This window comes from Streptomyces sp. NPDC107546, assembly GCF_055639175.1.
On record NZ_JBVKBA010000003.1, the window covers coordinates 318787 to 332341 of the forward strand.

Annotated in this window: 15 protein-coding genes; 8 read left to right on the plus strand and 7 right to left on the minus strand. The window is 71.3% G+C overall.

Going from position 1 to position 13555, the window contains the following annotated elements; genetic code table 11:
• Positions 1-152 precede the first annotated feature (152 nt).
• Positions 153-929: a SigE family RNA polymerase sigma factor gene (locus ACZ7L1_RS06295; protein WP_471434661.1), complete on the minus strand. Its 777-nt coding sequence runs from the start codon at positions 927-929 to the stop codon at positions 153-155.
• A 261-nt stretch (positions 930-1190) separates the two neighbouring features.
• On the opposite strand from ACZ7L1_RS06295, the gene afsQ1 reads away from it, so the two are divergent.
• The 5 genes from afsQ1 to ACZ7L1_RS06320 all read left to right on the plus strand — a co-directional run bounded on the left by afsQ1 (position 1191) and on the right by ACZ7L1_RS06320 (position 5102).
• The gene (afsQ1, locus tag ACZ7L1_RS06300; RefSeq protein ID WP_471434663.1) at positions 1191-1868 is read left to right on the plus strand and encodes a two-component system response regulator AfsQ1; all 678 of its coding nucleotides are present in this window, start codon (positions 1191-1193) and stop codon (positions 1866-1868) included.
• Entirely contained in the window at positions 1865-3430 is a 1566-nt protein-coding gene (locus ACZ7L1_RS06305; protein WP_471434666.1) for an ATP-binding protein, read from the plus strand. The genes afsQ1 and ACZ7L1_RS06305 overlap by 4 nt, the downstream gene beginning before the upstream one ends.
• A complete protein-coding gene (locus tag ACZ7L1_RS06310; RefSeq protein ID WP_471434668.1) occupies positions 3427-4137 on the plus strand; it encodes a hypothetical protein in 711 nt (236 codons plus the stop codon). The genes ACZ7L1_RS06305 and ACZ7L1_RS06310 overlap by 4 nt, the downstream gene beginning before the upstream one ends.
• Positions 4138-4215: 78 nt before the next feature.
• On the plus strand, positions 4216-4767 hold the full coding sequence (locus tag ACZ7L1_RS06315) for a VanZ family protein (protein WP_471434670.1): 552 nt from the start codon (positions 4216-4218) through the stop codon (positions 4765-4767).
• A 128-nt stretch (positions 4768-4895) separates the two neighbouring features.
• The gene (locus ACZ7L1_RS06320) at positions 4896-5102 is read left to right on the plus strand and encodes a PspC domain-containing protein (protein ID WP_103837399.1); all 207 of its coding nucleotides are present in this window, start codon (positions 4896-4898) and stop codon (positions 5100-5102) included.
• A gap of 72 nt (positions 5103-5174) precedes the next feature.
• Here the strand turns inward: ACZ7L1_RS06320 and ACZ7L1_RS06325 are convergent, their stop codons facing one another.
• Both ACZ7L1_RS06325 and ACZ7L1_RS06330 read right to left on the minus strand, forming a co-directional pair.
• The gene (locus tag ACZ7L1_RS06325) at positions 5175-5525 is read right to left on the minus strand and encodes an ATP-binding protein (RefSeq protein ID WP_103837400.1); all 351 of its coding nucleotides are present in this window, start codon (positions 5523-5525) and stop codon (positions 5175-5177) included.
• Positions 5526-5656: 131 nt separating this feature from the next.
• Positions 5657-6811: an adenosine deaminase gene (locus ACZ7L1_RS06330; protein ID WP_471434672.1), complete on the minus strand. Its 1155-nt coding sequence runs from the start codon at positions 6809-6811 to the stop codon at positions 5657-5659.
• A 113-nt stretch (positions 6812-6924) separates the two neighbouring features.
• Between ACZ7L1_RS06330 and ACZ7L1_RS06335 the strand changes: the two genes are divergently transcribed.
• Positions 6925-7686 carry an alpha/beta hydrolase gene (locus tag ACZ7L1_RS06335; RefSeq protein WP_471434674.1) on the plus strand — a complete coding sequence of 254 codons (762 nt, stop codon included), beginning with the start codon at positions 6925-6927 and terminating at the stop codon, positions 7684-7686.
• Between the two features lie 86 nt (positions 7687-7772).
• On the opposite strand, the gene ACZ7L1_RS06340 is transcribed toward ACZ7L1_RS06335, so the two are convergent.
• Positions 7773-8735: a LysR family transcriptional regulator gene (locus ACZ7L1_RS06340; protein WP_471434676.1), complete on the minus strand. Its 963-nt coding sequence runs from the start codon at positions 8733-8735 to the stop codon at positions 7773-7775.
• Positions 8736-8798: 63 nt separating this feature from the next.
• Between ACZ7L1_RS06340 and ACZ7L1_RS06345 the strand changes: the two genes are divergently transcribed.
• Together ACZ7L1_RS06345 and ACZ7L1_RS06350 are read left to right on the plus strand one after the other, a co-directional pair.
• Entirely contained in the window at positions 8799-10079 is a 1281-nt protein-coding gene (locus tag ACZ7L1_RS06345; RefSeq protein WP_471434678.1) for an MFS transporter, read from the plus strand.
• A 143-nt stretch (positions 10080-10222) separates the two neighbouring features.
• A complete protein-coding gene (locus ACZ7L1_RS06350; RefSeq protein ID WP_471434680.1) occupies positions 10223-11230 on the plus strand; it encodes a sigma-70 family RNA polymerase sigma factor in 1008 nt (335 codons plus the stop codon).
• Here ACZ7L1_RS06350 and ACZ7L1_RS06355 read toward each other — a convergent pair.
• The 3 genes from ACZ7L1_RS06355 to ACZ7L1_RS06365 all read right to left on the minus strand — a co-directional run bounded on the left by ACZ7L1_RS06355 (position 11123) and on the right by ACZ7L1_RS06365 (position 13491).
• Positions 11123-11509 (minus strand): STAS domain-containing protein, encoded by a 387-nt coding sequence (locus ACZ7L1_RS06355; protein WP_471434682.1) that lies wholly within the window; start codon positions 11507-11509, stop codon positions 11123-11125. The two genes, ACZ7L1_RS06350 and ACZ7L1_RS06355, sit on opposite strands and share 108 nt — an antisense overlap.
• Positions 11510-11527: 18 nt before the next feature.
• Entirely contained in the window at positions 11528-12112 is a 585-nt protein-coding gene (locus ACZ7L1_RS06360; protein ID WP_471434684.1) for a Uma2 family endonuclease, read from the minus strand.
• 95 nt (positions 12113-12207) lie between these two features.
• A complete protein-coding gene (locus tag ACZ7L1_RS06365; RefSeq protein ID WP_471434686.1) occupies positions 12208-13491 on the minus strand; it encodes a thymidine phosphorylase in 1284 nt (427 codons plus the stop codon).
• Positions 13492-13555: the final 64 nt, after the last annotated feature.

Below are 13555 nucleotides of genomic sequence, written 5' to 3' on the forward strand. Positions count from 1 at the left end.
AACGAGAAACGGGACTGGTTGGACCCCCCGGCCCTCCAGTCCCGCTCTCTTGTGCTCCCCCGCGTTCCCCCGTGCTTCCCTCCCCCGGTACCGATCCCCCGATTGGTACCGCTCCCCCGATTCCCCCGTGATCCCCCGTGTCCCCCCGTCCCTCAGGCGACGAGCTCGCCGAAGGACTCCTCCTGGTCACGGCCGAAGCTGAGGACCTCGTCCTCGCGCAGCCGGCGGAGCGACCGCCAGATGCTCGACTTCACCGTGCCCACACTGATGTCGAGGATCTCCGCGATCTCCGGGTCCGTGCGGCCCTCGTAGTAGCGCAGGACCAGCATGGTGCGCTGGAGTTCCGGCAGCCGGGCGAGCGCCTGCCACAAGACGGCGCGCAGCTCCGTACCGCGCATCGCGTCCGTGTCGCCGGGCGTCTCCGGCAGCTCCTCGGTCGGGTACTCGTTCAGCTTGCGGCGGCGCCACGCGCTGATGTGCAGATTGGTCATCGTGCGCCGCAGGTAGCCCCCCACGGCGGCCTTGTCGCTGATCCGGTCCCACGCCCGGTAGGTGGAGAACAGCGCGCTCTGCAGCAGGTCCTCGGCCTCGAAGCGGTCACCGGTCAGGTGGTAGGCGGTGGCGTACAGGGAGGCGCGGCGCTCCTCGACGTAGGCGGTGAACTCCGCCTCCGTCGCGCAGCGGCGCTCCCCCGAGTCCTCCCCGTACGCGGCTCCCCCGTGTGTTTCCCCCGTGCGAGCGTCAACCACCGCCATGAACACGGTGTGCTGACGCCCGGCGCCGCGGGCGCATCCCCGCCCTCCCCCGAGCTCTCGACTACGCTCGAGCAGGGAGGTACCCCCGTCCGCACCGGACTTCTCCGTGTTCCGGGCGACGTCGTGCAGACGCGTGACCACTGCGCTCGTGGCTGTGCCGTGCAGCGTGTTCATCTCGCGCCCCCCGTCGTGGAGTCCCGGTCGTCGGCTCGCTTCCTTGCCTGTGCCGAAGAGCTTGCCCGGGCCAGTTCATGGCCGTGTCCGTCGACTGTCACAGAGCTGTCACAGGGGTCGCCCGCTGCCGTGCCACAGCCGGCTCACAGAGAAGGGCGATACGGCTACGCAGGTATGGCGTGCAGTGGCGCCCTGCCGGTCGGGAGGGCCGGAGCAGCCCGACAGTCGAAACACGGCCACGGCATGGGCCAGAATGACCCCGTGCCTTCCCTGTTGCTGATCGAGGACGACGACGCCATCCGAACGGCCCTGGAGCTCTCACTGACGCGCCAGGGACACCGTGTGGCCACCGCTGCCACCGGCGAGGACGGTCTGAAGCTGCTGCGCGAGCAGCGGCCGGACCTGATCGTGCTGGACGTGATGCTGCCCGGCATCGACGGGTTCGAGGTGTGCCGGCGCATCCGGCGCACCGACCAGCTGCCGATCATCCTGCTGACCGCGCGCAGCGACGACATCGACGTCGTGGTCGGGCTGGAGTCCGGCGCCGACGACTACGTCGTCAAGCCCGTGCAGGGACGGGTGCTGGACGCCCGGATCCGGGCCGTGCTGCGCCGCGGGGAGCGCGAGTCCAACGACTCGGCGGCCTTCGGCAGCCTGGTCATCGACCGGGCCGCGATGACCGTCACCAAGAACGGCCAGGACCTGCAGCTGACCCCGACCGAGCTGCGTTTGCTCCTGGAACTGAGCCGGCGGCCCGGACAGGCGTTGTCCCGGCAGCAGTTGCTGCGGCTGGTGTGGGAGCACGACTACCTGGGCGACTCGCGGCTGGTCGACGCATGTGTGCAGCGGCTGCGCGCCAAGGTGGAGGACGTACCGTCCTCGCCCACGCTCATCCGTACGGTCCGTGGGGTCGGATACCGGCTGGACGCCCCTCAGTGACCGATTCAGCAGGGGGGATCCGCGGCTGGGCCGCGGCTCGCAGGACCGTGCAGTCCCGTCTGCGCTTCACGAGCCTGCGGCTGCGCCTGGTCGTGGTGTTCGGGCTCGTGGCGCTGACCGCCGCCGTGTCGGCGTCCGGCATCGCGTACTGGCTGAACCGTGAGGCCGTGCTCACCCGCGCCCAGGACGCGGTGCTGCGCGACTTCCAGCAGGAGATGCAGAACCACGCGAGTTCGCTGCCGCCGCATCCGACGCAGGACGAGCTGCAGCGCACCGCCGGCCAGATGGCGAACAGCAGCCAGCGCTTCAGTGTCCTGCTGATCGCGCGGGACGAGCGCGGGAAGACGGTCGTCGGCAACTCCGACCTGGACTCCTTCACGCTGGAGGACGTGCCGCCGTCGCTGCGGAAGGCCGTCGACAAACAGCAGAAGGTGTCCTCCACCAACAAGTACGCCCACCACCTGTACTGGCAGCGGATCGTGGAGGGCGGCAAGCCGTACCTGGTGGGCGGCGCCAAGGTGATCGGCGGCGGTACGACCGGCTACATGCTCAAGTCCCTGGAGCCGGAGGCCAAGGATCTCGACTCGCTCGCCTGGTCGCTCGGTATCGCCACCGGTCTCGCGCTGATCGGCTCGGCGCTGCTCGCGCAGGCCGCCGCCACGACCGTGCTCAAGCCGGTCCACCGCCTCGGCATCGCGGCCCGGCGCCTGGGCGAGGGCAAGCTGGACACCCGGCTGCGGGTGTCGGGCACGGACGAACTGGCCGAGCTGTCACGGACGTTCAACCGCGCCGCCGAGTCCCTGGAGAAGACGGTCGCCGACATGAGCGCCCGCGAGGAGGCCTCCCGCCGCTTCGTCGCCGACATGTCCCACGAGCTGCGGACGCCGCTGACGGCGATCACGGCCGTCACGGAGGTGCTGGAGGAGGAACTGGACGCGGAGACCGGCAGCGTGGACCCGATGATCGAACCGGCCGTGCGGCTGGTCGTCAGCGAGACCCGGCGGCTGGGCGACCTCGTCGAGAACCTGATGGAGGTCACCCGCTTCGACGCGGGCACGGCCCGGCTGGTCCTGGACGACGTGGACATCGCCGACCAGATCACCGCGTGCATCGACGCCCGCGCCTGGCTGGACGCCGTCGAGCTGGATGCCGAGCGCGGCATCATGGCCCGCCTGGACCCGCGCCGCCTCGATGTGATCCTCGCGAACCTGATCGGCAACGCGCTCAAGCACGGGGGCTCGCCCGTACGGGTCTCGGTGCGCGAGGAGGGCGAGGAGCTGCTCATCCGGGTGCGGGACCACGGCCCCGGCATCCCCGAGGACGTCCTGCCGCACGTCTTCGACCGCTTCTACAAGGCGAGCGCCTCCCGCCCGCGCTCCGAGGGCAGCGGCCTCGGTCTGTCCATCGCGCAGGAGAACGCACACATCCACGGCGGCAGCATCAGCGCCGCCAACTCCCCGGAAGGCGGGGCGGTGTTCACGCTGCGCCTGCCGCGCGACGCGTCGATGCTGATCGAGCAGGAGACGCAGAACGGGAACGGCACCGAGGAGAAGGCGCGATGAGGGCACGGCGCGGACGCCTGACGGCGATACGGGGCCTTCGCCCGGCGGTGCTGCCGGGCGGACGCCGAGTGACCCCACGCGGCACACACCCGGCGGCGGTACGCCGCGCACGCCACTGGCTCGCCGTGCCGTTGCTGGCCGCGCTGCTGGCCGGGTGCGGGATCCGGGCCACCCAGGTGCCGACGGACTTCGGGCCGGCGCCGTCCCGGGTGCCGTGCGCGCTGTCGGGTGCGGACCTGGCCACGCAGGCGGGCCGCGGCGTTCCCGTCCAGGTCTTCCTGCTGTGCGCCTCGCAGCTGGTGACGGTGGACCGTTCCGTGCACATCCCGGACGGCACGGCCGAGCGGCAGCGCCGGGTGCTGGTGGCGCAGGGGCTGCTCGACCAGCTCGCCATGACGCCGTCGCCCGCGGAGAAGCAGGCCGGCTACACGACGGACGTGGTCGGCGGCATCACGGTGAACGGCCCGCGCGGCAAGGACCCGGAGGGCACGTTCCGGCTCAGCGGCCGCCTGCAGGACCTCACCTCCTCCGCCCTCGGGCAGATCGTCTGCACGTTCGCCGACTCGGAGGCGACCGCCGCCGACGACGGGACGGTCGTCCTCGGCGGGCCCGACGACCGGCCGCTGCGCCGCTACCGGTGCACGGCTCAGATGCGCTCGCACCCGGGGGCGATGGCGCCGCCGTCGATCGAGCTGACCGGCGAGTGAACCGCGGGGCGCGCCCCTGAGGTGAGCGGGCCGTCACAAAGGGGAACCGATCGTGCCGGGAGCGGCGTCTAGGGGGGCGTGCAGCGTCAAGGCTCAATCGGCGGCAGCGCCGCGATCCGCGTCCGTGTGGCAGGGGGTGTCCTCCTCGTCGCACACCTCGCGCTCGTCGCCTGGCTCACGCTGCGCCCGCTGGACGTGCCCTGGGTGAGGCCCGCCAACCTGCATCCGTTCGCCGGTATCAGAGCCGATCTCGCGCTGGGCTGGCCGGTGGCCGCCCACCGTATCGGCAAGGGGCTCGCGCTGCTCGCACCGCTAGGGGTGCTGCTGCCCACGGCGGGCGGGCGGCTCGTCGTCTCCCCGCTCGCCTCGCTGGCCCGTACGGTCGCCGCGGGCACTCTGATCTCCGTGGGCATCGAGCTGCTGCAGACGGGGGTGCCCGGACAGGTCGTGGACATCGACGCGATCCTGCTGAACACGGTCGGGGTGGCGCTGGCGCACCTGCTGGTCGTGCCCGTGGCACGGTTCCGGCTGCGCCGGCGGATGGAGTCCCGCGGTCTGGGCTCCCACCCCCGGGAGGAGCCCGCTCAGGGTCGGACCCCGACGATTCCCAGGGTCGGGATAGCTCCGTAGAGTGACGCTTCGTCCGCTTCGCCCCCGTAGCGTGGAACATGTCGAAAGCGCCGAGGAGTTGGGCGCCGGCCCCGGACTTCCGGCAGTCGCCGGAGCGGGGTTCCACCACGGTTCGCGAAGGAGCCACCATGACCGCCCTGGCCCGCCCCACCCACGGACGGATGATCGGCGGAGTGTGCGCAGCGCTGGCACGGCGCTTCGGCACCTCCGCGACCACGATGCGCGTGATCTTCCTGCTGTCCTGCCTGCTCCCGGGCCCGCAGTTCCTGCTCTACATAGCCCTGTGGATTCTTTTCCCCTCGGAGGACAAGGCGGCGGCCGGCACCGCCTGGTGACCACGGAGGTCGCAGGCACACCGATGGGCGCCCCGAGCGGGGCGCCCATCGTGGTCGTGGGGGCGTGCTCCCTCAGCCCAGCGGGATGCCGTTCACCGGCAGGCCGTGCGTGGGCAGTCCCTGCACCGGCAGCCCGCCGAGCAGCCCGGCGGCCGGTGCGACGGGGCCGTTGCGGAGGGCCTTCTCGGCGGCGGGCTGCGCGGCGGCCACCACGGTGCCGAGTGCGTTCTGCCCCTGGCCGAGCGCCTGGTCGGCGCCGGGCAGCGTCTTGGCGACGTTGCCCACCGGCAGCGCCTGGGTGACGGAGTCCAGTGCGGCGGTGTCCGGCACGGCGGGGGCCGCGCTCGCGACACCCGCGCCCGCGGCGGCGAAGGCGGCGCCGAGGGCGGCGACACCGAGGGTCCTGGCAGCAGACTGCTTCATGTTGAACGCGTCCTTGGGTCCGTTGACGGAGATCTGAGCGGTCCAAAACCGTAAACACGTGCCGACGGGCTCCGCAAACATACGAATACGGCCGGACGATGATCGCCCGGCCGTGTCGAAAAAGCCCTCCATCAGCCTTCGGACGTCTCATAACCCCTGGTGGAGGCGGTCTGCTGGAACAGCCATTCGGACTTCAACTCGGCGTATCCCGGCTTGATGACGTCATTGATCATCGCCAGTCGTTCATCGAAAGGAATGAATGCTGACTTCATAGCATTGACGGAGAACCACTGAAGATCGTCGAGCGTGTAACCGAATGCCTCGACCAGGTGGTCGAATTCCCGGCTCATGCTCGTCCCCGACATCAGGCGGTTGTCCGTGTTCACCGTGGCCCGGAAATGCAGCCGCCGCAGCAGCCCGATGGGGTGGTCGGCGTACGAGTCGGCGGCCCCGGTCTGGAGGTTGGAACTCGGACACAGCTCCAGCGGGATGCGCTTGTCGCGTACGTAGGAGGCGAGGCGCCCGAGCTTGACCGTGCCGTCCTGAAGGACCTGGATGTCGTCGATGATGCGCACGCCGTGCCCGAGCCGGTCGGCGCCGCACCACTGCAGGGCCTGCCAGATGGACGGCAGCCCGAAGGCCTCCCCGGCGTGGATGGTGAAGTGGTTGTTCTCCCGCTTGAGGTACTCGAAGGCGTCGAGGTGCCGGGTGGGCGGGTACCCGGCCTCGGCTCCGGCGATGTCGAAGCCGACGACACCCAGGTCCCTGTACCGGTTGGCGAGTTCGGCGATCTCCAGCGCGCGGGCGGCGTGCCGCATGGCGGTGAGCAGGGCGCCGACCCGGATGCGGTGGCCGGCCGCCTTGGCCCGCCGCTCGCCCAGCCGGAAGCCCTCGTTGACCGCCTCGACGACCTCCTCCAGGGTCAGGCCGCCCTCCAGGTGCTGCTCGGGTGCGTACCGCACCTCTGCGTAGACGACACCGTCCTCGGCGAGGTCCTCGGCACACTCGGCGGCCACGCGCACCAGCGCCTCGCGGGTCTGCATCACGCCGACGGTGTGGGAGAAGGTCTCCAGGTACCGCTCCAGGGAGCCGGAGTCGGCGGCCTCGCGGAACCAGACGCCGAGCTTGTCCGGGTCGGTCTCGGGGAGGTGGGAGTACCCGGTGTCGCGGGCGAGTTCGACGATGGTGCCGGGGCGCAGGCCACCGTCGAGGTGGTCATGGAGCAGGACCTTGGGAGCCCGGCGGATCTGGTCCCAGCTCGGGGTGTTCTGGTGCTGGCTCGTCATTGCCGCACCATACGCCCTACGCGCGTAGAGCACGGGGTGCGGCAAGGCGTCGATACGCAAAGGTGACCCGTCGGCCAGGTTTCGTACACCGTCGCTTCTGACACTGTTCTGTCATGGCACATCAAGCGACGCCGGTTCGCAGGGCCCGGCTGGGGAGGACGCTCGGCCCGGAACCGACGGCGGTGAGCGGTGCGGTGCTGCTGCTCCCCGGCGGTGACGAGATGTCCTCCCGAAGACCGCTCCCTGTGATGGCCACGGCCTCGGTCCGCGCGCTCGGCCGCCGGCTGACCCGGGCCGGGCACGGCGAAGGCCTGGTCACGCATGTCGTGCACTACCGCTACCGGGGGTGGAACGGCAGCGAGGCGCATCTGGCGCAGGATGCCGACTGGGCCGCCGAGGAAGTCGTCCGCCGCTACGGGGACGTGCCCGTCTGTCTGGTCGGCGTGGGCATGGGCGCCCGGGCGGCGCTGCACGCGTCCGGGCACACGGCCGTCAACTCCGTTGTCGCGCTGTCCCCTTGGCTGCCCGAGGAGGACGTGGCGGCCCCACCCGAACCGGTGAAGCAGCTCGCCGGACGCCGGGTGCTGATCGTGCACGGCACGAACGACGAACGCACGGACCCGGAGCTGTCGTTCCGCCTGGCGGCACGTGCGAAGAAGGCGAACCGCGACATCTGCCGCTTCGAAGTCCATTCCGACGGGCATGCGTTGCACCAGTACCGCTCGGAAGTCCACGCCCTGGCCGAGGACTTCGTGATGGGGTCGCTGTTCGGACGGGCGTTCTCCCGCCCGGTCCAGGACGCACTGGCGGCTCCGCCGCCGCTGGGGTTGAGGATGCCGTTGGCCGCGGGGTTCGGCAGGTCGTTGAGGAGGTGAGCGGGCGGCGTCCCCTGAGGGGCGCGGGACTGCGTCGACCGCGGCTCCGCCGCGCCACCGCGAGCGACCACGAAGAACCTGTGCCCTCAGTCGGGCAGAAGCCGCCCCCTCCTCGACAACAGAAACTTCTTGAAGGCCGCTACCGGCGGCGTGTCCACGTGCCCCGCAAGCCACGCCACGCCGATCTCCCGCGCCGCCCGCGGCGCGGTGACCGTGAGCTCCACGACTCCGGGCCGAGGCACGGCCGGCGGTGGCAGCAGAGCCACCCCCAGTCCCGCGGCGACCAATCCGCGCAGCGTCTCGGCCTCCTCTCCCTCGAAGGCGATCCGCGGCTTGAACCCCGCCTCGCGGCACAGGTCGTCGGTGATGCGCCGCATCCCGTATCCGGGCTCCAGGGTCACGAACGTCTCGTCGGCGGCTTCCGCGAGCCGCACGCGCCTGCGGCCGGCGAGCCGGTGGTCGGCGGGCACCACGAGCCGCAGCTTCTGCTCGTCGAGGCGCCGGGCGACCAGATCGGGCGCGTCCGGCACCGGAGAGGTCAGGCACAGGTCCAGCTCCCCCGCCCGCAGCCGCTCCAGCATCGCCTCGCCGTAGTTCTGGACGAGGCTGAAGCGGACGCGCGGATGGTCGGCGCGGAAGGCGTGGATCAGCCCGGGCACGGTCTCGGCTCCCATCGTGTGCAGAAAGCCGAAGGCGACCTTGCCGACGGCCGGGTCGGCGTCCGCGCGCACCTCCTCCGCGGCCCGTTCGATCTCGGCGAGGGCGCGCTCGACGGAGGCGAGGAACGTGCGCCCCGCCGGAGTGAGCGAGACCGTGCGGCCGCGCCGGGCGAACAGCTCCACGCCCAGGTCCTCCTCGAGCCGGACGAGGGCCCGGGACAGGGTGGACTGCGGGACCTGCATCTCCTGCGCGGCGCGTGTGACGTGCTCGGTGCGGGCGACGCCCGCGAAGTACGCGAGGCGCGGCGCGAGCAGCGTGACGATGTCTTCTGCGTCACTTGTGTCACTGAACGATGACAGGCGAGCGGCTGACCTCTGCTGATGCACCATGGGAACGATTATGGCGGTTCTGTGCATTGGACGGATCAGCGGTCGTGTCCGTACGTTCGAGGCATGCCTGCTGCCGATACCGGGGCGTCCACCACCGTGGACGCCGATGCCGTCACTGTTCCCGTCCCCGACTCGCGGATGACCCCGGGTGGCCCCGGCCACCGCCGGATGAGCCTCGCGCTCTTCCTCGCCGGGGTCGCCACCTTCGCGCTCCTCTACTCCACGCAGGCCCTGCTGCCGCTCGTCTCCCGCGACTTCGGGGTGACGGCGAGCGCGGCGAGCTGGACGGTGTCCGGCGCGACCGGCGCGCTGGCGCTGTTCGTCCTCCCCATGAGCGCCCTGTCCGAACGCTTCGGACGGCGCACGCTGATGACGGCGTCGCTGGCCGTGGCGGTGACCGTCGGACTGCTCGTCCCCTTCGCCCCGTCGCTGGGTTCGCTGATCGTGCTGCGGGCGGTGCAGGGCGCGGCGCTGGCCGGGCTGCCGGCGTCGGCGACCGCGTACCTGGCCGAGGAGGTCCGGCCCAAGGCCCTGGTCACGGCGATCGGGCTGTTCGTGGCCGGGAACAGCGTCGGCGGGATGAGCGGCCGGATCATCACCGGCTGGGTCGCGCAGGAGTGGGGCTGGCGGATTGCCGTCGGCACGGTCGGCGTGATCGCGGTCGCCTGCGCGGTGGCGTTCCGCCTGCTGCTGCCGGCGCCCAGGCACTTCACGGCGGGTTCGCTGCGCCCGCGCGTGCTGGCCCGCACGGTCCGCGACCACCTCGCCAACCCGCTGCTGCGCCGGCTGTACGCGATCGGCGCGCTGTTCATGATGGTGTTCGGCGGCGTCTACACCGTGATCGGCTACCGCCTGACGGAGGCGCCGTTCGGGCTGCCGCAGGGCATCATCGGCTCGGTCTTCCTGGTGTACCTGGTGGGCACGGTGTCGGCGTCGACGGCGGGGCGGCTGGTGGGCCGTCTGGGCCGCCGCGGGGCCCTGTACCTGGCGGGCGGCACGACCACGGCGGGCCTGCTGCTCTCCCTGGCGCCCTCGCTCCCCCTGGTCCTGCTGGGCCTGGTCCTGATCACCGCCGGGTTCTTCGCGGGTCACGCGGTGGCGTCGTCGGCGGTCAGCCACACGGCGAAGGAGGGACGCGCGCAGGCGTCCGCGCTCTACCAGTCCGCGTACTACATCGGCTCCAGCACGGGCAGCACGCTCGGCGCGGTCGCGTTCCACGCGGAGGGCTGGGCCGGAACGGTGGGCATGGGCGTGCTGGCGGTCGCGGGCGTCGTGGTGATCACCCTGTTCGGGTCGCGGGCGGCCCGCATCGCCGCGCGCCGGGAGCCGGTGCCGGCGCACTGAGCCCGGCCCGAGGGTCGTCCTCGTCTCGGGCCCGACCTGCGCTTTCCCTCACTCCGCGAGCCGTTGTCAGTGGGCTGCTGTAGCTTCCGAAGTGCTGGGGCGCAACGGCGCGCGACAGGAACGGCCACAGGGGTGGGTGGACCATGGGTGAGGGCACGGCGACGGTGGAGGACCTCGACGTCCGGCTGGAGAAGCACAGGGTCGAGCTGACGGGGTACTGCTACCGCATGCTCGGCTCGTCCTTCGAGGCCGAGGACGCGGTGCAGGACACGATGGTCCGCGCCTGGCGGAGCTACGAGAAGTTCGAGGGCCGCTCCTCCTTGCGCTCCTGGCTGTACCGGATCGCGACGAACGTCTGCCTGGACATGCTGAACGCGGGAAACAAGCGGGCCCGCCCGATGGACCTGACCGAGGCCTCGCCGCTGGAGCGGGCCGCCCTCTCCCCGCGCCCGGACCACACGTGGCTGGAGCCGATGCCCGACGCGCGGGTGCTGCCGACGACCGGGGACCCGGCGGAGGCGGCCGTCGCCAAGGAGTCCGTCCGCCTGGCCTTCATGGCGGCCCTGCAGCAGCTGCCGCCCAAGCAGCGCGCGGTCCTCATCCTGCGGGAGGTGCTGGCCTGGAGGGCGAGCGAGGTCGCGGAGCTGCTCGACACCTCGGTGGCGTCGGTCAACAGTGCGTTGCAGCGGGCGCGGGCCACTCTCTCGGAGAAGAGTGGCGAGGGGTCCGACGCGGTCGTCTCCGATCCCCTCGACGAGGAGCAGAAGAAACTCCTCGAGCGCTATGTGGCGGCCTTCGAGGGGTACGACATGGCGGCGCTGACGGCCCTGCTGCACGAGGACGCGGTGATGACGATGCCGCCGTTCGACCTGTGGCTGCGCGGCACTTCGGACATCACCGGTTTCATGACCACGCTCGGCGCCGCCTGCGCGGGCTCGCGGCTGGTGCCGGTCGCGGTGAACGGCCTGCCGGGCTTCGCCCAGTACAAGCCGGACCCGGAGAAGGGCGGCTTCACGGCCTGGGCGGTGCAGGTGCTGGAGACATCAGCCGGCCGGATCACCGGGTTCCACTGCTTCCTCGACACGCAGCGCTGGTTCCCGCTGTTCGGGCTGCCCCTCGAACTCGATGGGGAGGCCGACGAGGTCCAGTAGTGCGCGCAGGGCGGGCGCCGGGTCGCGCAGCCGAATGCGGCCCCCGGCCCGCCGGGCGACGAGCTGAAGGCGGGCCAGTACGTCGACGGTGGCGAGCCGCACGGGCCTGAGGGCGCCGACGTCGCATACGACGACCCCGGTGCCGGTGGTCTCCAGCAGCGCTCGCACGTCGTCGCCGAGCTGCGCCACCTCGTCGGGGGCGACGGGTCCGGCCAGCACGAGTACGGGGGGTGTCTTGGCGTCCACGGAGGGTGGACCGGGCGGACGCCGCCAACTCATCGGCTGGCGGCCGTACCTCTAGTCGACCGGAAACTCGCTGGTGTCGATGATGACGTCGAAGGGAGCCGGAAGCTTGATGGCCTCGCCGAACTTGGCGGTGCTCAGTGGGCGGTAGACGTCGCTCTTCGGATCTCCGTAAAGCGTCGCGGTAGGGCCGTCAGGGGCCCAACGGTCGACGAGCAGGTAGAACGGGATGCCGGCGGTGGCGTAGGCGGCGGGCTTGCTGACACGGTCGTGGCGCGCGTCGGCCTTGGACGTGACCTCGACTACGAGTTCCGCGAGAGCCGCCGGAATGTGGGTGTCCGTCTCCGCGCACTGCGGCACCGGAGCCACTACAAGGTCCGGGATGAGCATGCCCAGCCGCGACGGCACGGCGATGGCCAATGTCTGGAAGACCCCCCAGTCGTCGGGGATGACTGAGTAGAGGCGACGCTGGATGCGTTCTGCGATGACGTTGTGGCGGGACGCAGGAGCAGGTGACACGGTGATGATCCCCTCGATGATCTCCACCTTGCTGCCCTCAGGCCATTCCATCTCCTCCCAGAACCGGACGAGCTCGTCCCAGCTCTGCTCAGGGTCGTGGCTGACGGTGAGTGCGCTCATGGCGGTCTCCTATCGGTGCGTCACCGATCCCAGCATGCCGAACGGGATCGGCAGCGGTCCACCGATCCCGTTCACCCGAAAGGGAAAACACCTGGTCAGGCGATACGTTCCAGCACCACCGGCGACGCCGTGAAGTCCGCCCCGCCCGCCGTGATGTCGTACGAACCCTCCACCGCCTCCAGCGCGTACGCGAACCGCTCCGGCGTGTCCGTGTGCAGGGTCAGCAGGGGCTGGCCCTCCGTCACGGTGTCGCCCGGCTTGGCGTGCATCTCCACGCCCGCCCCCGCCTGCACCGGGTCCTCCTTGCGGGCGCGGCCCGCACCGAGGCGCCAGGCGGCGACGCCGATGTCGTAGGCGTCGAGGCGGGTCAGGACACCCGAGGACGGGGCCTTGATCACATGCTGCTCCTTCGACGTCGGCAGCGGCGCGTCCGGGTCGCCGCCCTGGGCCGCGATCATGCGGCGCCAGACGTCCATCGCGGTTCCGTCCGCCAGGGCCTTCGCCGGGTCCGCGTCCTTCACGCCGGCCGCGTCGAGCATCTCGCGGGCCAGGGCGATCGTCAGCTCCACCACGTCAGCCGGACCGCCGCCCGCCAGGACCTCCACCGACTCGCGGACCTCCAACGCGTTGCCCGCGGTCAGGCCCAGCGGGGTCGACATGTCGGTCAGCAGCGCGATCGTCTTCACGCCGTGGTCCGTGCCGAGGCCCACCATCGTCCGCGCCAGTTCACGGGCGTCGTCCAGGGTCTTCATGAAGGCGCCCGAGCCGACCTTCACGTCCAGGACCAGCGAGCCCGTGCCCTCCGCGATCTTCTTCGACATGATGGAGGAGGCGATCAGGGGGATGGCCTCCACCGTGCCCGTCACGTCGCGGAGCGCGTACAGCTTCTTGTCCGCGGGTGCCAGGCCGTCGCCCGCCGCGCAGATCACGGCGCCGACACCGTCCAGGACGGACAGCATCTCCTCGTTCGACAGCAGGGCGCGCCAGCCCGGGATCGACTCCAGCTTGTCCAGCGTGCCGCCCGTGTGGCCGAGGCCCCGGCCCGACAGCTGCGGGACCGCCGCGCCGCACGCGGCGACCAGCGGGGCCAGCGGCAACGTGATCTTGTCGCCGACGCCGCCCGTCGAGTGCTTGTCGGCCGTCGGGCGGGAGAGGGACGAGAAGTCCATGCGCTCGCCCGACGCGATCATCGCCGCCGTCCAGCGGGCGATCTCGCGGCGGTTCATGCCGTTGAGCAGGATGGCCATCGCGAGTGCGGACATCTGCTCGTCGGCGACCTCGCCCCGCGTGTACGCGTCGATGACCCAGTCGATCTGCTCGTCGCTCAGCTCACCGCGGTCCCGCTTGGTGCGGATGACGGAGATGGCGTCCATGGCCATGGGTTCCTTCCGGAGGTTCGAAGGACCTTCAGGTCCGAAGGTGCGCGGCCCCCCTGAGCCATGG